The organism is Colwellia sp. BRX10-4 (genome assembly GCF_014077465.1).
Classification (GTDB): Bacteria; Pseudomonadota; Gammaproteobacteria; order Enterobacterales; family Alteromonadaceae; genus Colwellia_A.
In genome coordinates, this window is the sequence record NZ_JACGVZ010000004.1 from 104,477 (window position 1) to 124,774 (window position 20,298).

The 20,298-nt window shown below is 38.4% G+C and carries 18 protein-coding genes; 9 read left to right on the forward strand and 9 right to left on the reverse strand.

The features are described from left to right. Nucleotides 1-16: 16 nt before the first annotated feature. Both secB and gpsA read left to right on the forward strand, forming a co-directional pair. Nucleotides 17-535: a protein-export chaperone SecB gene (gene secB, locus H4J67_RS05620; RefSeq protein ID WP_182174064.1), complete on the forward strand. Its 519-nt coding sequence runs from the start codon at nucleotides 17-19 to the stop codon at nucleotides 533-535. Nucleotides 536-590: 55 nt separating this feature from the next. Next, nucleotides 591-1,598, forward strand: a complete 1,008-nt coding sequence (gene gpsA / locus H4J67_RS05625) for an NAD(P)H-dependent glycerol-3-phosphate dehydrogenase (protein ID WP_182174062.1) — start codon at nucleotides 591-593, stop codon at nucleotides 1,596-1,598. 43 nt (nucleotides 1,599-1,641) lie between these two features. Here gpsA and trmL read toward each other — a convergent pair whose 3' ends face one another. Beyond that, entirely contained in the window at nucleotides 1,642-2,106 is a 465-nt protein-coding gene (gene trmL, locus H4J67_RS05630; RefSeq protein ID WP_182203137.1) for a tRNA (uridine(34)/cytosine(34)/5-carboxymethylaminomethyluridine(34)-2'-O)-methyltransferase TrmL, read from the reverse strand. 95 nt (nucleotides 2,107-2,201) lie between these two features. On the opposite strand from trmL, the gene H4J67_RS05635 reads away from it, so the two are divergent. Continuing rightward, nucleotides 2,202-3,134 carry a cation diffusion facilitator family transporter gene (locus tag H4J67_RS05635; RefSeq protein WP_259368501.1) on the forward strand — a complete coding sequence of 311 codons (933 nt, stop codon included), beginning with the start codon at nucleotides 2,202-2,204 and terminating at the stop codon, nucleotides 3,132-3,134. An 8-nt stretch (nucleotides 3,135-3,142) separates the two neighbouring features. Here the strand turns inward: H4J67_RS05635 and H4J67_RS05640 are convergent, their stop codons facing one another. From H4J67_RS05640 to H4J67_RS05650, 3 genes are read right to left on the reverse strand one after another with little or no spacing between them, the layout of a single operon-like run. Further along, on the reverse strand, nucleotides 3,143-4,183 hold the full coding sequence (locus tag H4J67_RS05640) for an alpha/beta fold hydrolase (protein ID WP_182203139.1): 1,041 nt from the start codon (nucleotides 4,181-4,183) through the stop codon (nucleotides 3,143-3,145). 60 nt (nucleotides 4,184-4,243) lie between these two features. Beyond that, complete coding sequence (locus tag H4J67_RS05645) at nucleotides 4,244-5,647, reverse strand: ATP-binding protein (RefSeq protein ID WP_182174053.1); 1,404 nt, start codon at nucleotides 5,645-5,647, stop codon at nucleotides 4,244-4,246. After that, entirely contained in the window at nucleotides 5,647-6,360 is a 714-nt protein-coding gene (locus H4J67_RS05650; RefSeq protein ID WP_182174050.1) for a response regulator transcription factor, read from the reverse strand. The genes H4J67_RS05645 and H4J67_RS05650 overlap by 1 nt, the downstream gene beginning before the upstream one ends. A gap of 241 nt (nucleotides 6,361-6,601) precedes the next feature. Between H4J67_RS05650 and H4J67_RS05655 the strand changes: the two genes are divergently transcribed. Further along, a complete protein-coding gene (locus H4J67_RS05655) occupies nucleotides 6,602-7,099 on the forward strand; it encodes a Spy/CpxP family protein refolding chaperone (RefSeq protein WP_182203141.1) in 498 nt (165 codons plus the stop codon). A gap of 5 nt (nucleotides 7,100-7,104) precedes the next feature. Here the strand turns inward: H4J67_RS05655 and H4J67_RS05660 are convergent, their stop codons facing one another. The 4 genes from H4J67_RS05660 to rsgA form a co-directional block, all read right to left on the reverse strand. Continuing rightward, complete coding sequence (locus H4J67_RS05660) at nucleotides 7,105-9,087, reverse strand: M56 family metallopeptidase (RefSeq protein WP_182203143.1); 1,983 nt, start codon at nucleotides 9,085-9,087, stop codon at nucleotides 7,105-7,107. A gap of 71 nt (nucleotides 9,088-9,158) precedes the next feature. Next, nucleotides 9,159-9,539: a BlaI/MecI/CopY family transcriptional regulator gene (locus H4J67_RS05665; protein ID WP_070375106.1), complete on the reverse strand. Its 381-nt coding sequence runs from the start codon at nucleotides 9,537-9,539 to the stop codon at nucleotides 9,159-9,161. 527 nt (nucleotides 9,540-10,066) lie between these two features. Then, a complete protein-coding gene (gene asd / locus H4J67_RS05670) occupies nucleotides 10,067-10,900 on the reverse strand; it encodes an archaetidylserine decarboxylase (protein WP_182203185.1) in 834 nt (277 codons plus the stop codon). A 68-nt stretch (nucleotides 10,901-10,968) separates the two neighbouring features. Beyond that, the gene (gene rsgA / locus H4J67_RS05675) at nucleotides 10,969-12,006 is read right to left on the reverse strand and encodes a small ribosomal subunit biogenesis GTPase RsgA (RefSeq protein WP_182174039.1); all 1,038 of its coding nucleotides are present in this window, start codon (nucleotides 12,004-12,006) and stop codon (nucleotides 10,969-10,971) included. 325 nt (nucleotides 12,007-12,331) lie between these two features. Here rsgA and orn point away from each other — a divergent pair, with 325 nt between their 5' ends. From orn to H4J67_RS05700, 5 genes are all read left to right on the forward strand, one after another. Further along, nucleotides 12,332-12,877: an oligoribonuclease gene (orn, locus tag H4J67_RS05680; protein WP_070375104.1), complete on the forward strand. Its 546-nt coding sequence runs from the start codon at nucleotides 12,332-12,334 to the stop codon at nucleotides 12,875-12,877. 172 nt (nucleotides 12,878-13,049) lie between these two features. After that, a complete protein-coding gene (locus H4J67_RS05685) occupies nucleotides 13,050-13,535 on the forward strand; it encodes a DUF4442 domain-containing protein (protein WP_182203145.1) in 486 nt (161 codons plus the stop codon). 176 nt (nucleotides 13,536-13,711) lie between these two features. Then, the gene (locus H4J67_RS05690; RefSeq protein WP_182203147.1) at nucleotides 13,712-17,065 is read left to right on the forward strand and encodes a hypothetical protein; all 3,354 of its coding nucleotides are present in this window, start codon (nucleotides 13,712-13,714) and stop codon (nucleotides 17,063-17,065) included. 205 nt (nucleotides 17,066-17,270) lie between these two features. Further along, nucleotides 17,271-17,474, forward strand: coding sequence for a DUF1289 domain-containing protein (locus H4J67_RS05695; protein ID WP_182174030.1), 204 nt, complete (start codon nucleotides 17,271-17,273; stop codon nucleotides 17,472-17,474). A gap of 12 nt (nucleotides 17,475-17,486) precedes the next feature. Continuing rightward, nucleotides 17,487-19,151 carry a response regulator gene (locus H4J67_RS05700; protein WP_182203149.1) on the forward strand — a complete coding sequence of 555 codons (1,665 nt, stop codon included), beginning with the start codon at nucleotides 17,487-17,489 and terminating at the stop codon, nucleotides 19,149-19,151. Here the strand turns inward: H4J67_RS05700 and queG are convergent. Continuing rightward, a complete protein-coding gene (gene queG / locus H4J67_RS05705; RefSeq protein ID WP_182203150.1) occupies nucleotides 19,138-20,298 on the reverse strand; it encodes a tRNA epoxyqueuosine(34) reductase QueG in 1,161 nt (386 codons plus the stop codon). The two genes, H4J67_RS05700 and queG, sit on opposite strands and share 14 nt — an antisense overlap.

Genomic DNA, 20,298 nt, shown 5'->3' on the forward strand with positions numbered 1-20,298 from the left:
ACAATAGGAAAAAACTATGTCTGATGAGAACACCAATAACGCTGATGCGCCAGAAGCCGCTACTGAACAAGCCGCACCGCAATTTGCTATTCAACGTATTTATACAAAAGATATCTCTTTTGAAACGCCAAATTCTCCTGCTATTTTCCAAAAAGATTGGAAGCCTGAAATTCAATTAGATTTAGATACTAAATCAAATAAATTGGCTGAAGATACTTATGAAGTTGTTCTTTCGGTAACCGTTACCGCGACTGTTGAAGGGCAAACGGCCTTTTTAGCTGAAGTCCAACAAGCTGGTATCTTTTCTATTGGTAATTTACCTGAAGCACAACTTGCTCATACTATTGGTGCATTCTGCCCAACAACATTATTTCCGTATGCACGTGAGTCAGTGGCGAATTTAGTGAGTCGTGGTTCATTTCCACAAATTAATTTAGCACCAGTAAACTTTGAAGCACTATTTGCTTCATATGTTCAACAACGTGCCGCACAAGCACAAACTGAGCAGATACCTGCGAGCAGTGAAACTCACTAATTAACGGTTTTTCTTCAAAATCGGCTAGTAGTAACAATAAAATGGAAGTGATGACATGTCGAAATTAACGGCAAAAATCACGGTTTTGGGGGCAGGGTCTTATGGCTCTGCCCTTGCTATTTGTCTCGCTCGAAATGGTCACAAAACCGTATTATGGGGACGAGATCCTCAACACATTGCGCAAATGCAAGCATCTCACTCGAATGAGAAATATTTACCGGGTAGTGAGTTTCCACCCTCACTAACAACGACTAACGATCTTGAAAGTGCTGTTCAAGCGAGTGAAAACATTTTAGTGGTTGTCCCCAGCCATGCCTTCGGCGAAATGCTCAGCCAAATTAAACCCTACTTATTATCAAAGGCTAAAATAGCTTGGGCAACTAAAGGTTTAGATCATAAAACAGGTCGATTACTGCAAGATGTTGCCCGTGATATTCTGGGGGATGATATTTCATTGGCCGTACTTTCTGGGCCAACCTTTGCAAAAGAGATGGCTGCTGGCTTACCAACGGCTATTTCATTATCGTCAACTGATGATGATTTTGTCACTGAAATTTCTGATCTATTACATTGTGGCAAAACCTTTCGGGTCTACGCAAATAAAGACTTTATTGGTGTACAACTCGGTGGTGCGGTTAAAAATGTTATCGCTATTGGTGCTGGCATCGCTGACGGTATTGGCTTTGGTGCCAATGCTCGTACTGCGTTAATTACCCGTGGTTTAGTTGAAATGACACGTTTAGGCTGTGCACTTAATGCCGAGGCAAGTACTTTTATGGGGATGGCTGGATTAGGTGATTTAGTCTTAACCTGTACTGATAATCAATCACGTAATCGTCGATTTGGCTTAGCACTTGGCAGCGGCGTTGATGTTGAAAAAGCGATGGCTGATATTGGCCAAGTTGTTGAGGGCTATCGTAATACCAAAGAAGTTTATATGTTAGCACAACGTATGGGCGTAGAAATGCCGATAGTCGAGCAAGTCTATCAGGTACTTTATTGTGGCAAATCAGCAAAGCTAGCCGCTGCTGATTTACTTTCTCGCGACCGTACTGTCGAATAATTTTACACTTTGTTTGGCTCAGTTTATCTTTACTATTGTGAAGTTAAACTGAGCCTTCAAAGCCCATTTGTCGCCAAGCTTCAAAAATAATTACTGCGGTGGCATTCGATAAATTCATACTCCGGCTGTCTTTTAGCATAGGGATACGAATTTTATCTTTATCGGGTATTTGCTGTCTTACTTCTTCTGGCAAACCACTGGTCTCTGAGCCAAAAAGTAAATAGTCCCCAGGTTTAAAGGCAATATCACCATAGTAATTGGTTGTTTTAGTGGTCACCGCTAAAACTCGTTCAGGTTGTTCACTTTCGATAAAAGCTTGATAATCTTTATGGCGCTTAATGGCGGCAAACTCATGGTAATCTAAACCCGCGCGGCGAAGCTTTTTATCGTCTAGATCAAAGCCAAAGGGTTCAATAAGGTGTAATCTAAAGCCTGTATTCGCACAGAGGCGGATAATATTACCGGTATTCGGTGGGATTTGTGGCTGAAACAAAACAACGTCTAACATAAAAATGTACTTAAATTCGAAGATGATAAGGTATTATACCAAACGAATTACTATATTGTACAAATTAGCGCTTAAGTAGCAATCATGGAAAAGTAATGACTATGAGTGAAGCTTTATCAAAAAAAAATGACTACAGTTTTTGGGTAAGAGTAGCTGCTTTCGCTGCTACTGGAACGGCCTTATTACTTTTTCTTTTGAAACTATATGCTTGGGTGGTAACAGATGCTAGCTCAATGCTGGCTTCGGCCACTGATTCGATGTTGGATTTATTTGCTTCGTTGATGAATGTGGTTATTCTTCATTATGCATTGGCACCCGCCGATGAAAAGCACAAATTTGGTCACGGTAAAGCCGAGAGTTTAGCCGGTTTGGTACAAGCCGCTTTTGTGACCGGTTCTGCCTTGTTATTGATCTTTCATGGCTTTGACCGAATTATTCACCCCAAACTGGTTGTTAAAACAGAAATAGGCATAGTGGTGACGATTATAGCTATCGTGATGACACTGTTACTAGTGGTGTTGCAACGTTTTGTGATTGCCAAAACCCGTTCTGTTGCCATTAGTGCCGATGCTTTGCATTACCAGTCAGATTTATTATTAAACCTGGGCGTATTAGCGGCGTTGATTTTAAGCAGTGGCTATTCTTTATATGCAGATGGGATATTTACTTGTCTTGTGGGAGTGTTGTTATTGAGTGGCGCTTTAAAAATTATTTACTTAAGTGTGCACAACTTAATGGATCATGAACTGAGTGAAGAAGAGCAGACTGAAATTACCGCTATTGTGATTGCTCATGATTCGACCTTAGGTGTTCATGACTTGAGAACCCGACAATCAGGCCCACATCGCTTTATTCAATTTCATTTAGAACTCGATGACCGGCTGTCTTTACTGGAAGCTCACGATATTGGTGAAGCGATAGAAGAAGAAATTGAAGCGAAATTCTCGCCTTGCGAAGTGTTTATTCATCATGACCCCACTTCAGTGGTAGCAATTAAAACGGTTAATATCGACCAAGAACTGCAATAGAAATAACATTAAGTTGAATGTGTATCAAACCACTGCAGTGCTTTTTTTAAGGCGGGGCTGCGGTACTGGTCTTGCTCGAACATAAGCTCGTGCCGCGCATTGTCGATAGTGAAAGGTTTGCCTTCAGGGCAAGACTGTTGGTGGTATTGGTGTAATTGCTGACAGAAAGTGTTTTGCGCTTTATTACAAACGATCGTGTCGTTACCTGACTGCATGACTAAGATAGGTGAAGTCAATTTAGCTAAATCTGCAAAAATATTTTTCTTAGCGATAATGGCTTCTTTGAGCCAATGAGTGGTGACGCCGCCCAATTGTATCTCTTTATTTTTCTGATAAAGTTCCACAAAAGTTTGGTAGCGAACAGTCGATTGACTAAGTTCATTTTTAGCAAAAGGTGTGTGTTTAAAGGGGGTTTGTCCCATAAAAAAATTAGCTTCAGCACTAAAGCAAGCGTTAAAGAAATCACCTAAATAAATAATTCCTTTGGCAAGCCAGTTAGCGATATTGCCGTTGTTAACTGCAATCATTGGCGAGGTTAACACCGCAGACTTTACTGACAGTGGGTATAACTGCATCATGCGCACAGCAATGGCTCCCCCCATGGAATGTGCTAATAGATGGGGTTTTTTAGGACGTGTTTTACTGGGAATATTTGTGGCACTTTCTAAAACAACATCATCAATAAATTTTTTAAGATCTTCGGCGTAGTCATCAAATTCTTTTACATAGCCTTTTTGGCCATCATTCAATAATCGTTGTGACAAACCTTGACCACGGTGGTCGACGATAAATATATTATAACCTTGCTGATACAAGTCAAAGGCGAGCTCTTGATATTTTAGATAACTTTCAGACCGTCCAGTAACCAGTACAAGATTTTCTTGGTTTTTACTGTGAGTAAAGGTTGCGTAATTTACTCTTATTTTATCGACGCCACTAAAAGATGAGAAGTAACCTTGTTGCCAAAACTGTTTTATTTCAGTTGATAAGCGAGCACTAAGCTCACTTTCTTTGCCATAGTCGTTACTATTGATTTTCGCTAAAGCCATGTTGTTTAATCCTAAGGTCGCATGACATTAGCGGTGATAATTCACTTATGTCCATCAGTTTTATGTCAGTGTTGTGCTTATTGGCAAAATAATGGTTACAGATAAGCCACCAGAGTCGTTGTTTTTAGCACTTATCGCACCATTATGTGCTAATACTGCTTGCTGTGCTATGGCTAAGCCTAAGCCGGTGCCACCCGTTTTTCTATCTCGGGCTTCATCGACTCGATAAAAAGGCTGAAAAAGTTTTTCGATGGTACTTTGAGGAACGCCATTACCGCTATCGCTAATGATAATCTTAATACTGTCTTGTTGATTGAGAATAACACTCGCCATAGAAATGACGACTTCACTGTGCTTTGGGCTATATTTAATGGCGTTAATAATGACATTGCTAAAAGCACTGCTTAATAAATTTTGATCTCCGGGTAAATCCAAAGAGAAAAAGTGCTTCATAGTAATTAAGATATGTTTTTCGTCAGCAAGGTACTGGCAGTCTTGACAAATATCGGCTAATAATTCATCGAGATGAACGGTTTGCAAATTAATTTTTTGAAAGGTGTTTTCTAATCGAGAAAGAGAAAGCACATCGCTTATCATTTCATTTAAACGGCTGACTTCTAGTTCACAGCGCGCGAGATGTTTTTTTTGTAACTCGGGTTTGTTAATCGCTTGCTGAGCTAGACCAACCGCAAGTTGTAAGCGAGTCATCGGGGAACGAAGCTCATGGGAAACATCAGCTAATAATCGCTGATTAGCGGTTAGATTTAATGATAACTTGTCGGCCATCGTATTAAAGCTGATGGCAAGTGAACCCAGTTCGTCTTTTCTTTTATTGGCATGTTCGATACGGGCATCAAGCTGGCCGTTACCAATATCGGTTGCCGCACGTCGTATTGCCAATATTGGCTTAATTAATGTTCGTGCTAATAACCAGGCTAATAGAGCACTGACCGCTATGGGGATGGCAAGTTTCAACCAATTAGGCAGTTGCATAATAAAAGAATCAAAATGTCGAGACTGACCTTTAATGGCTAAATATAGTTCGACGGGTTGATTATCTAAGATGATATTTTTAGGGCCAGTAATACGAGATCTTGGAAATTGAATGGAGGTAATGGCTGAAAAGCGATTTTTTTCTAGGTAGCTAACCAAGTCTTTTAAAAAACGGCTACTATCAGTGGTGAGCTGACCACTATCAATATTTCTGATAATAATAGCCTCATTAGGCGATTTTCCTCGATATCGCAAAAGACCATCGGCTGACATATTATTTCTTTCAATACGTTTAGCGATACGGTTCAATTTTTTTAAGTCGCCATGGTGCGCAGGCAAAACAATACTGTTCTGTGCTAACTGCGCTGAGATAAATCGTGTTGCTATAATAGAGCTCAAGGCGAACAGCCAAAACCATAAAAATATCTTAAAGCCAATCGATGAAAGTGACTGTCTAATTTTATTGAGCATTAGTCATTTATTCCCGAGCTCTCTCCTGTGAGGAAGATATAACCCGCGCCGCGAATGGTTTTTAATTTATCACTTGCAGAAAACTCGAGTAACTTTCGGCGAATATTACTGATGTGCATGTCGATACTGCGATCAAAAGCACTTAATTTTCGTTTCAATATTTGTTCTGATATTTCATTTTTACTGACGATTTGACTGGCATTATTCATCAGCAAAGCCAATATTTGAAACTCGGTACCGGTTAATTCAACTAACTGTTGATGGCAAAAAGCCTGACGAGTGCTATGTTCAAGCCTGACCTCATTAATTTGTTGATGGCTGATAGTACTTTCATTGGACTTAACTATTTTAATACGCCGTAAAATAGCTTTAATACGTGCCAGTAATTCACGATGCTGAAAAGGTTTCGCTAAATAGTCATCGGCGCCTAGCTCCAAGCCTAATATTCTGTCGTCGTTATCACCTTTAGCCGTTAACATTAAAATTGGCGTTTTATGCTGGCCACCTAAGGCTTTTAATACTTCAAAGCCATTTAGTTTGGGCATCATAACATCAAGCAATATCAGTGAAAATTTTTCATCATAAGCACGTGCCAGACCACTAACACCATCATGGCAGGCTTCTAATTCAAATCCTTCATACGACAAATACTCAGTTAATAGCTCAGTGAGTTCTTTGTCGTCATCGATGATTAATATTTTCTGTTTGCTCATGAGGTTTTGTTATCTTTTGTTAGTGGTGGTATTTGGCGTATCTTAATATTAACTTAACTGTTATTAGAAAACTGACTTTGTTGTTGCCTTTACAAAAACTTTACACTGCCTTGCGTTTCTTTGCGTTGCAAGGTTTATAGTTACCTCACTTAGAAGAATGAATCGATTCAACGGGCTCGCTCAGTAATCGATTCATTCACTTAATCAATATTATTATCTATTTAACCCAGAGGTAAATCTTATGAAAAGTAAACGTTCAGTTTTATTAACCAGTGCATTATTAACCTTATCCTTAGCAAGTACCGCAGCGTTGGCGATTAATAACGGTGATGTCGTTAACAATGACCGTCATGATGCCAAGCATACCGGTAACCATCAGCACAAATCAAAGCGTGGCATGAAAGGTGACTTTAAAAGAATGGCAAAGTATTTAGCGCTTACTGACGAACAACGTGAGCAGGCAAAGGCGTTAAATAAAACAGCAAAAACAAGTCGTTCAGCATTAAAAGAGAGTATGCAAGGTTTTCATCAACAACGTAAAGCGTTACTGAAGGAGGAGCACTTTAATGAACAAACTTTTATTGATTTACAAAGTCAATACCAAGATATTATTGCACAAAAAGCCTTAATTAAAGCAAAGAAAGAGCACAGTTTTATGATGATATTAACGGAGGGACAAAAAGAAAAAATGCAGTCACACCAAAAGCATGATGGCAGAAGAAAGCATCTTGCTGAGTAATATTGTTATCTAGCAATACTGAAAGAAAATATTTTAGACATGGTGCTTTCTACCGGTTGGTCATTATAACTCGCCGGGGTGAAACGCCATTTTTCTAATGATGAACGAATAGTGTTGCGAAAATAACTGAATCTGCCTTCACCATCGTATTGAATATCACGTACATAGCCATTTTTATCTATGGTGAATGTAACTTCTACATCCGTTTCAATACCTTTTCGCTTAGCATTGGCAGGGTATTTCGGGTATGTCGATGTCAGTAATTGCGCGGGTGCGCGCTGTGGCATGTAGTTAGTTGTCGATTCACTTGTCGAGGAAAGCACTTGCTCTATCATCGGTGAGCGACGAGTCGTTGGTAAAGCTAAGTGTGAATTTATTGCTAATGGCTGCTGAGTCAAATCAGCTATTTGCGCCGCATATGGGTTTTTTAATAATGAAGCTTTTTTTGTTGAGTCAGTGCGCTCAAAGGCTAATTCTGCTGGCGATTTACCCATAGTAACCGTTTGGCTTAATGCCAATTGAGCTAAAGATTTTTTTATCTTTATTTGGGTAGTAGGCTGTTCAGCTTGATTTTTTTTAACTGTCAAAGACTCAGTGAAATGACTTGAAGGTTCAGATTGAGCCTTTTTTAGTTCGACTAATTTATTGTTTACGACTGCCGTTAAGGTATCGACTGTGTTCTTTTCTTGGGGATTGATGGCAATATCCGTGTTTTCAGTAGTATCGTTGCTCACAAAGTAAGCTTGCGCGACTATGAGCTCAGCATTTACTGGATTTTCATTGGTCTTTTTAGGAAAAAATGGCGCTATCATCTTTGCGGGTAGTTTGTTTTCTAAGGCATTACTTTCATTGCCTCGGTGTAATAATTGCTGCGCCAAAGAAGGTAACGCTATTTCATCGCCACTATCTGTGTATGTTTTGAAGCCATCATCGGCGCTGCGGTATAAAGGAATGGTATCAGTGCCTATATCTAAGCTAGGAATTTGGATATATTTATTACTGCCCACAGCAATAATTGAGAAAATAATGACGATAGACGCTAACCATTTTCCTGAGTGAGTCGTTGTTGAGCAGTGTTGGTCGTGGTCAACTAAACGCAGAACGCGTTGCTTTAAATCACCACCCGATGCCGCCATTGCCATAGCGGGAATAGAATGATGACGGTGGCTGTCACATATTGAAGCGGTATCTGCCAGAGTGTGCGCATAAGCAACAGGGTTACCACAATGCTGCACAGCAATATCATCACTACAATATTCACGTTCATTACGCATTTGCTTTGACACCCAGCGCACAGCAGGATGGAAGAATAAAAAGATTTCTACCAAGGTCTGAATGAAGTTAACTAGATAGTCATGTCGGCGAATATGTGCCAGTTCGTGTAATATCAACATATCAAGTTGTGCGGGTGTTAAACCTGTCAGCATAGTAACGGGGACAAGTACTATCGGTTTTAACCAACCTATTGCCATAGGGACATCATTTTTAAGCGAGATTAATAGTCGAGGAGAGCAGGTTAATTTTACTTGTTCTACTAATTGCTGAAACCTGGCTTCAAGTTCAGCATTTGCCGGCGAGGTGCCTATTTTGGGTAGTTGGTTAACATTATATAATTCGATGAACAGCTTTAGCGCTAAGGCAAAGCTTATTGTTACCCATGTTAATGATAAGTAGGGTAAGAATTCAACCGCATTGGAGTACCAGACAGCAGTATTTTGGGCGTCATTATTTATGATATCACCCAGCAATATGCTGTTATTTAATAAAGGACCAAATTGTTGAAAGTCAGCTTGAGAGATAATATAGAAAGTGAAAAAAGGCAATAATAAATTAGCCACCATAGCCAATGACGCCATCGCATAACGCCATTGTGGTTTTTTATAAGAAGTAAACGTTAATGCCAACTTTAGCGCAAGCGCAACGAAGATCCCTTGCCAAATAAAATGGATAAGGGTTAACGATAAATTGTATAAAAATGGACTACTCATTAAATTAATCTGACAACATCCTTCCATGTTATAGCACTTTTTAAATTGTACTATAACAAGTGTAGCAGTTTTTACTTTTCTAGCTCATTAAGTAATTGACGAATGTCGGCAATTTCTTCTTTACTGGTTGATTCATCTAAAGCTCGCATCACTAATTTTGACGTTGAGCCACCAAAAGCCTTTGAAGCTAGGTCTTTTAATAATGAAGATTGTGTAAAAGTTTCACTATTTGATGGTGCATAGACATGGGCACGATTACTTTCGTCTCGAATGACCAAGGTTTTTTCATGCATAATTTGTAAAATCTTCAAAACAGTGGTGTAACCTGTTTTTTGCGTTTTACTGACAACATCATGTACCTGACGAACTGTTGCTGGACCGACTTTCCAGAGAACATTAAGCAAAGTTAACTCTGCTTCTGTAGGCTTGATATTTGTATTATCTCGAGCCATCTAAAATCCTTAATACTATGAATAATTATAAGTTATATACGAATGCAATCGTATCTTGTGTTGATAAAATGAGCAACACCTTTTGTTGTTAGTGGCTTTGTTTTAAAACATCACTATGATAACAAAGGTTTTTAAATTAAATTTATTTTTGAATTACTCAAGGTTTAATGTAGTACGAGCGAGGTAGTTAGTGAAAATGGCAGCGACTTTTAGTGTGATATTAATTAAACATTGCCCGGTGATTTTCGATGGTGTTTGGCTGAGCTCTGTGATTAAAGGGTGCGGTGTACTTATCGGTAATCGTGATATTCCGCTCTAGAAAGGATATCAAAACAGAGTGGTTAGCGATGTTATTGGTCACGAAGGCATCGTCGAGCAAGACTTATTGCCCTGATTGCTGGTCGTACTGAACGTCAAGCTCCATAACATTTACCAAAATCTACCAAAATCTACCAAAATCTAGCAAAAAGCCAATAGCATATTCAGGAAATACACTACTGACCCTTTAATGAGCAATGACTTTTTGTTTAATCAGCGTTAACAATATTGGCGTAGAGTTCACCTAAGCGGGTCACTGTGCCTGGATGAGCATCAACATCAAACTCGATCATGCCAGGACCAAACGTTGATACTACCGTAGAGCCAAGCTTAAAACGTCCCATTTCATCACCTTTTTCAAAAGTGATCGCCTCAGCGCCGTCAGCAGGGTAAGTTTCTCTGAAAATTCCTTTGGCTCTAGGTGAAGTAATCGTACCTGCCCAAGTTGTTTCTATACTGGCAACTATGGTTGCGCCAACAAGGACCATAGCTAAAGGTCCTGATTTTGTATCAAAGATAGCGACCACACGTTCGTTACGAGAAAATAAGTTAGGCACGTTATTAGCAGTTAATGGGTTAACAGAAAATAAATCACCGGGTACAAAGATCATTTCGCGTAATGTTGCTGCCATCGGCATATGAATACGATGATAATCTTTTGGTGCTAAATAAATACAAGAAAACTTTCCGCCTTGAAAAGGCTTTGCCGTGTTATATGAACCACCCAGCAAGGTTTCCAGTGAATAATCGAAACCTTTTGCTTGTATTAAACGTCCGTCTTCAATATCGCCTTGCTGACTAATAGCGCCGTCAACAGGATAGCAGAGTGTTGTTTCATTATTATCAATAGGGCGCGCGCCATCTTCAAGTTCGCGGGTAAAAAAATCGTTGAAGGTGGTAAAGTCTTTAGCATTCTTAAGCTTTGCTTCTGACATATTAATGCCGTAATGCTTAATAAATGCTTCAATGGCTTTTGTGGTTACTCGGCCACATTCTGCAGCGGCGAATTTTCCAGCTAAACGCGAAATCAAATGTTTAGGCATAAGGTATTGAAGGGTGATTTTTAATTTATTTAAAAGCACTGAATTTCCTTTATATTATTAATATTAATTTAGTCGTTAAAACGAGAGGTTAATTTATTATCGCCTAGGCTGGCTAAAATGCGTTGAAAGCTCGCTAAACGTTTTGGATGTATTTTCATTTCTTCACCGGCGGCTATCAATGCACAACCAGGATCATTTTGGTGTTTACAATCTCTAAATCGGCAACCACCTAAGTAATCTTCAAATTCAATAAAACCACCATAAACTTCAGCGGGCGTTAAATGCCATAAGCCAAACTCTCGAATACCGGGTGAATCAATTAAATCACCACCTTGTTTAAAATGGTATAAGCGAGCAACCGTCGTCGTGTGTTGACCTAAACCAGAGTTTTCAGAGACTATTTTTGTCATTAAGCCCAGTTCAGGCATTAAGGTGTTGGTAAGTGTTGACTTACCCACGCCAGATTGGCCTACAAAGATACTGGTATGTTCGCTAAGTTGTTTCTTAAGCTCTTCTATACCGTGTTGAGATTCATTACTGACATAAATAACCTGATATCCAATCTCACGATAAATATCGAGATGTTGCTCAATTTCGGCTTTACTGGCTTTATCAAGTAAATCAGTTTTATTGAGTAAGATCACGGGTGTGATGCCTGTTTGCTCGGCAGCCACTAAATACCGGTCGATAATATCAGGGTTAAAGGCAGGTAACACCGAAGAGACGATTAATATTTGGGTGATATTTGCCGCTATCGGTTTTACGCCGTCATAAACATCTGGACGACTTAATACCGACGTTCGCTCATGAACCGCTTCAATGACTCCTGAGATACTGTGTTGTGTTTCTTTACCCCTGCGCCATAAAACTTTATCACCACAGACCAAAGATTTAACACCGCGGCGTATATTACAACGAATGCAATCACCATTTTCTGCTTCTACATCGGCATGCTGGCCAAAGCGACTGAGAATAGTACCGTTTTCAGGCTCTCCCAACTCAGTATCTTGCCATTGCACTTGCTCTGGTTTATTACGCAGTTTTTTAGCTTGATTATCTTTAATGCGCCTTGTCTGACCTTTAGTCAGTTTTTTTAGCTTAGACATGGAGTTTTATCATGATAATTATGGAGTTTCACTCGTCTTTTAAAAGGGTAATGCGACAAAAAGTTTTAATCACAGTTCATTGTCACGTATTATACTGACTAAATCACCATTCATCTAATATACTTGTAATAGTAATATCAGTCTCACTAAGTTTGTTACCTTGCTGTGGCGAAGAAAACAAATGCAGATAAGGCGCTTGATTGAATAATAGTGAACTATTGCGATTGAAAGCAACTTAGCCTTGACGCACTTTAGGCGGCACAAGTGAGTGATAATTTAATGATATGGGTATCAGTAAAACAGTTGGCATTTTTAAGGAAGCGGCATGACAGGTAATGAGACAAATTTAATTTGGTTAGATTTAGAAATGACAGGCCTAGAACCCAATACAGATGTGATTTTAGAGATTGCCAGCATAGTGACTGACAGTCAGTTAAATATTTTAGCTCAAGGACCTGTTTTTGCTATTCACCAAAGTGATGAGGTGTTAGACAATATGAGTCAGTGGTGTATCGAACACCATGGTCAATCAGGCTTAACTACACGTTGTCGTGAAAGTGTTAGCTCGCTAGCCGACGCTACTGAGGCGACGATTAAGTTTGTTGAACAATATGTGCCAAAAGGTAAGTCACCGATGTGTGGTAATAGCATTGGGCAGGACAGGCGTTTTATTAATAAATATATGCCTGATTTTGAAGATTACTTTCATTACCGGAATATAGACGTTAGTACTGTTAAAGAATTAGCGCGTCGCTGGAAACCTGAAGTGTTAGATAAAGTGGTAAAAACCGGCGCTCATTTAGCGCTTGATGATATTTTAGAGTCAATTGCTGAAATGAAAGTTTATCAAGAACACTTTTTTAAACTATAACGCTCAGTAATGATCTATAAATCAAAGCGCTTAGGGCGCTTTTTTTATGGACGCTTTTATCTGGGCACTTTTAACTGGACACTCACTATAAGTTTGCCACGGGGTAAAAAAACTTGAAGGTCAGACCAGTTTGCGCGACACTTAATTAAAATTAACAGCAGGCAAATAAATTATGGCGAACAAATTTGGAAAAATAATCAGTAAAGTTAATAGAATGCCGCGCTTTATGCGCTCTTTTTTACTGACTAAAATTTTCTGTTCGACAGTAAAGTATGCTGGTACTTCATCAATAAAGTTGATTTCTGTTTCTAATACCAAAGCGGTATTATCGTTAGAAAACAAAAAGAAAGTACAAAACCATATTGGTGGTGTTCATGCCATTGCTGCGGCATTATTGGCCGAGTCGGCGACAGGTATCGTTTTTGGGATGAATGTTCCCGACACTTGTGTACCGCTATTGAAAAGTATGACATTTCATTTTCAAAGGCGAATGCAGGGAAATTTGTCTGCGGTAGCTATATTAAGTCTCGCTGAAATAGAACAAATAGAAAATGCGGATAAAGGCAGTTTGATGGTTAGTGTCGAGATTACCGATGAATCTGATCAACAGCCTATTGTTTGTGAAATGGAGTGGGCTTGGGTAACCAAAAGACGTTAAGTTTGAGAAGATAAAAAGAGCCTGTAAACGCGCTGATTGATTTGACCTTAGTTGGCGGTGAGGCGCGTTATTTTTAAAACAGCTTACTCATATCGTTATTAAAAACCGTTGATTCTTAGTGACAATTCCTTACACTGTATTTTTAACTAAATTTACCGTTGAAGGTATTGATCACTATGGACGCTACTCGTTACTTTTTTCAGCAATTATCAGGACGATTCTCTCGGATTACTTTTCTTTCATTTATTCTCTTTAGCGCCTTAACTGCCCTATTAGTTCTTCGTGACAATCAAGTAACCTCGTTAGTCGAAAACGAGCTGCCATGGTTAACAAATAAAAATAAACAACAACAACAAATTTTAATCACTTACCTAGTATTAGAAAATTTAGCTAAACGTATTGATGCCAAAAATTTATCCACTGACTATGAGATCGCCCAACAGCAAATTAATAAAATATCTTTACTGGTGAAAAATAATAAAGGTCAGCTTGATTTGATGTATGTTGGTCATAAAGAATTTTCAGCTGTTATTGATAAACTTAGTGAAAATCATCAGAGAAACACTCAACTTAAGCAAAATACCATTATTCAACTGCAGTTAATTAATGATCAATTAACGGTTCAGATTAAGGAAAAACAGCGACAAAAAAGTCTGCTGTTACAGCAACTCAATTCAGATAAATACACAGATAAAGTCACCGCAACCCGCGCTAAGGCCTATGTAAAGCAAATTAAAGAATTGAGTGACTTACAACGATTACAACAAACCATTATCCGTGCACTATTAGCCTTTCAACAATTGAATTTACAGTCTTCTATTTTAGATTTTGATGATGTTAGTACCGAGCTAAAGCTAGTATTAATGAGCTTTTTACCAGAAGAAAGCAGGGGTAGCCAACAGGGTGAGTTATTGACGCTACAACTTAATACCTTAGAGCAATTGTTATTTTCACAACAGAACTCGGTAGCCAAGTGGCGCAGTCATTTACGGTTATCTCGTTTATATGTCGAATTTATTGAGCAACAACAACAAAAATTACAGCTATTAGTGCTTGAATCTATACCACCAGGGCGTTTATCTGCAGATAAAAAGTTACGATTAATCGATTGGCTGCCTGCTGAGATAAATGATTTTTTAGAAAAGCAAAACGTTAATGTAAACAATCAAGATCTACAAGCAATTGTGCTGAGTTTGATAGCACTACTATTTCTGTTGTTATTGGCGATGTTATTTAAAAGCAAAAGCAAAATAGAAAAATATGGCCAAGAGAGTGTGCAATTATTTAGGCAGTTCATTGAAAAAAGAACAAAAGATAGTGATGAAAAACTGACCCCCGACTGTTTTAATTCGATGGAAAATAAAGAAATTGCCGAACAGCTTGAAACTGCGCTCGAAACAATGATTAACCCTGAGCACAGTGAGCAAGAGTATCAGCAACAGCTTAGTGAGCAGCAAGCCGCTAACGACAATATAAATCAACAAAATGAAGAAATTAAAAAATTAAAAGCGTCCCTACAGCAACTCGCATTAACCCATAATACGCAAATTTTAGAACGACAATCACAAGGCAATGAAAACACCGCCAAGTTAACCAATATGGTGGTGCGTAGTATGTTGCAAAGCCAAAGTGTCTCTATTGGTGCTGGCGTTACTTCGGTACAAGTTTATCGACAACTCGCGCGTATTTTTGATTGCTGTCAACAAGATAAAATTCGCAGTGAATTTTTGTCTGCGGTTAAACCTATGACACTAAGCGATGTTGCTTTACACAACGAAATTGACGCGGCATTACTTAATATTATTGCCGATGCTCATTTACAGTGTAATAAAATCTATTACCAACAAGATCCACAATTGTTAACTGCTGCAAAAGTCGACGTACGCTTATTTCACCGGCTGTTAAGTGGCCTATGCCGATTACTGCTTGTTGATTTATTTAAAGCTAATTTACATATTAGTACCCTTGTTATTGATAAAAATGAAGGCCAGCAAATTGTTCGTTTTGATTTTTCTGTGACCAGCAAAAAAACAATCGCAAAACTACCTAAAGCCTTTGAGAGCTTATTATTAGACGAACGCCTTGAGTCAGCAAAAGCCCATACAAACGATACCCTTGATTACTTATGCTTACTGTTTGATTCACTTAATGTCACAGATAAAAATGTACAGTTACAAGAAAAGGGTTACCAGTTCTGCTTTACTCTGCCGATAGGTTTTGCTGATGTTGCACAAGAGATATCGGTAGAGCGTGTTAATTTAAATCAAGCCAATATTTTGTTGTTAGCAAGTGATGACGACATTTGCAGTATTACAGAAAAAGCGATTATTTCAGCTAATGGCATAATGACTACCTTAGCCGATCCTGAACAAATTATTGAACAACTGAGTACGGCGCAGTTAATTGATAAAAGCATTGATGTTGTTATGTTAGCCAGTGATCTTTATGTAACGTTATTCGAAAAAATACAGCAACAGATATCAAGTTTATCGATAGATATTCAGCCAAAGCTTTTTGTTATGCAACCCTATCTTAATGCGCCTTTAGAGCGATACGGCTTGTTTGAACAGACAGAAACGCCATTGCAAATACTCACACTTCAGCAAAGCTTAGCTGATTTTTTAACGACAGAACAAACGACTAACCATCAACTTCCTGCCAGTGTGTTTAATAAACATCAGTATTTATCGACCCAAGTTGAAGTGCTCTTTGCGGTAGAAAATCCAAGTAAACAGTTAACTTTGCTGCGTATTTTACAATGGCTAGGATTACAGGTGAAAATTGTCTGTCAGCCTAAAACGATGACTCAATTGTGGAGCTCTGGAAGATACTTATTGTTATTTACCGAATTTGAACAATCACCTTTTATTAAAATGTCTGCTGGAAAAAGTGTACGTCGTGACATTTTTACTTTTAATCAAAGTAATTTCTTCGCTGAAGAGTCACCAAAATTGGCAGATAAGTGGGCTGTTTCTATTCTACCTGCTTTGTATGATGTCGATGCTTTGGTGCTACTTCTACAGCCTTGGTTAAAAGCAAAGCCAACTAAAGTGGTTGCTATTAATACAGTAAAAGCACAAAGTAATAAGACTAGAGAGTATATTAATATTGACGCTGAACTGTTAAAAACAACTGAAAAGCTTGATGACGTATTATCAAACTTAGATTTAACACCTACTGCGAAAACAAATCAACCTGAACCTTTTAACCTTGAACACTATGCAAAAAATCAGGGTTCTGCAGAATTGGCAATGTTAATGCTAGGTGACTACCTTGCTGATATTGATGATGCGATGAAAAAATTACCAACGGCACTAGCGGCGCATAATTATCCATTAGCGATGAGTTTAACGAGTAGTATGTTTACAACCAGTAAAATATTAACCGCTAACGACTTTATTGATATTAGCCAACAGCTATTATTTAGTCTTACGTCAAATACGGTCATAGAACATCAACAAGTTATGTCGTTATTTAGTCAATTAAGCGAACAGCAACGCCTGTTAAATGAGTTTGCTGAGGCAATATGATATGACTACTGAGATACTAGTTAAATGAGTTTTAAAGCTGAAAAAGAAATGGATGTTGCTAGTCCTTGTGTTGGACTTTTTTTATGTGTTTACAGGGATACTAGTTAAATGAGTTTTAAAGTTGAAAAAGAGTTAGATGTCGCTAGTCCTTGTGTTGGGATTTTTTTAAATGCTTTTTTTATGTGTTTACAGGGATACTAGTTAAATGAGTTTTAAAGCTGAAAAAGAAATGGATGTTGCTAGTCCCTGTGTTAGAAACTGCTGCTTAAATGCCGATGATGTCTGCCTTGGTTGTTTCCGCCATATTGATGAGATTTTGGCGTGGACAAGCTATAAAAGTAAAGAAAAAATAACGGTAATTAATAACTGTCAACAAAGACGAATAGTGATTCAAGCGAAGCACGATTAAGGTAAAAGTTAAATGGAAATTACTGAACAAAGTGAATTAGACGATTTTTCACAACTTACCGTGCTGATAATAGACGATAACCGGTTAGTTCATGACACCCTAAAAAGAGGATTGTATGATATCGGCATTAATCACGTAAAATGTGCAGAAAGTGCTTATTACGGTATAAGGTTATGTGAAACAACACGTTTTCATATTGTTATTTGCTCATTCAATGTAAATAGTGATAAAGACGGTTTTCATTTACTTGAAGAATTAAAATTCAGAGGTCATGTTAATAAAACCACGGTTCTTATTTTTCTCAGTACTGAAACGAATGAGTCTCTTGTTAATTCAATTGTAGAATTACAGCCCGATGACTTTTGGGTAAAACCACTCGCCCCTAAAACAGTGCAACAACGCTTAATTCATACCTTGCAAACCAAAAAGCAATTATTCAACATGTATCGAGCGACTGATATTAAAAGTTTTTCGAAAGTTATATATTTTGCTGACCGTCATCTTGTTAATCAAAGTTTACACAAATATCATCCCAATATATTGCGGATGAAAGGTGAGGCTTACTTAAGTCTTTTAGAATTTGAAACGGCAGAATCTTTTTTTAAAAGCCTATTGAAAACCTATACCTATGCTTGGGTTTATTTAGGCTATGTAAAGTCGTTGTTAAAGCAAGGGCGTATAAACGAAATTAATGAACTGATTGAGAAGTTAATCAATAAACCCGCTACTCGATTTGGGGCTCATGATATGCTGGCGCAATATTATATTGAGCATGAGCAGTATGAAAGAGCCTACGATGAGATAAAAAAAGCAACTGCGTTGTCGCCACGAAATATTGAACGTAATAAAAAATCATGGGATTTAGCACGACTCAATCATGACCATGAAGGACAATATATAGCGACACGAAATATCGCCCAGCAAGCGAAAAACTCTATTCATGATTCCCCCGAATTGCTTTTAAATGTTATTCGTTCGGGCATTGATTTAGCGGCGGCTATTACTGACGAACGATCCTTTAAAGTTTTACAGCAAACAGACAGGCATATTAAGCAACTTCAAAATGAATATAGCGACGCAAATGAGTTTAAACAGCAGTTATTAGTGATCCAAGCACGGCTATATATTGTTCGTGAACAAAAAGAGAAGGCCACTAAACTTGTTGAAAACCATGTTAATTTTATTGCGTCACCGCATATTGAAGACAACCTAGATAAAGTGAAAGTCTTTCACGAATTGGGTATGCGCGAAGAAGCGCTAAAAATGTTAGAGATTATCAGTAAACAAGTCTCAGGTGATTCATTAACGAGCCAAGTGATCAATAAATATATTGAGCAAGAAAGTCTTGAGCGTGCTGAAATTAATTTTTCACCCAAACAACTGAATGATATGGCCATAGAACATTTCGAAAAAAATCGTTTGCAGCCCGCGCTTAAAACCATTCAGCAAGCTCTAAGATTAACACCTCATAATATTAAATTAACGATGCGTATGTTAAAAATATTGGTGGTGATTAAACAAAGTAATGAATTTGATGAAGGTCATCAAAAACTGGGCGATGAAGCGCTTGCTTTACTCTTGTCTGCCAACATTAAAGGCAGCGGTGTTGGGTCTATAGAGCAGTTAAAAATAAAGTGGCAGCAAGCTGAATCAGCCGAGCCTGCTAAGCATCTCTAGGTAAACCTTTTTCAACACTGCGGATCAAGCGCTCGGTTAATCGTTGATTTTTTATTGGAAAGTCACTTTGCTGTTCTGCAGCGATTCGCTTATTGTCTTGTTGATGCAATGCCCAATTAATATGTTCAGCAACCATAGGCTCTGCGGTTGCTAACTTATTTCTTAACGCGTTAACATTTTCTGCACTATATGGCGCATTACCGATTGCAACGGAAATATTTCGTTGCCAGCTATTAAAACCAATACGGCGAATAGGAGACCCCTCTGTTTTATTGAGAAAGGTCACTTCATCCCAGCTAAATACGGTTAATAATTCAACATTATCAAGATTTTGGCGAGGGGAAAAGTCGCCTTCGTGACTGATGTTAGCAAATTTATTCCATGGGCAAATGAGTTGGCAATCATCACAGCCATAAATTCTATTGCCAATTAACGGCCTAAACTCTTCTGGAATTGCGTCACGTAATTCGATGGTTAAATAGGATATACAACGGCGAGCGTCTACGACATAAGGAGCCACTATCGCTTGGGTTGGGCAAATTTTAATACAAGAAACACAACTACCACATTCATTGGCTGTTTTATCATCAGTCGGTAACGGAATATTAACCAATAGTTCACCCAAGAAAAACCATGAGCCGGCACTTTTGTTAATTAATAGCGAATGTTTACCGACCCAGCCTAACCCCGCTTTTTCTGCTAAAGGTCGCTCTAAGATAGGTGCTGAGTCAACAAATGGGCGAAAGTTGAAGGTTTCACAGCACTCACTAATTTTATCACCGAGTTGTTTTAGACGTTTGCGCATTAATTTATGATAGTCACGCCCCAAGGCATAGCGGCTGATATAAGCATGGTCTTTCTTTTTGAGCGTACGGGCAAATTTTGCTTCGGGGGGTAAATAATCCATACGTACACTGATCACTCGCGTTGTTCCTTCAACAAGCTCTTGGGCCCTAGCGCGCATTAAACCATGCTTTTGCATGTAATCCATTTCACCGTGATAATTATTTTCTAGCCACGTTGTTAAGGCTTGTTCATGACTTGATAAGTCAATATCACTGAAACCTACTTGCGAAAAGCCTAATTCTTGACCCCAAAGCTTGATTTTTTCAGCTAATTCTTGATAGTTAATATTAGGTGTTGTCAT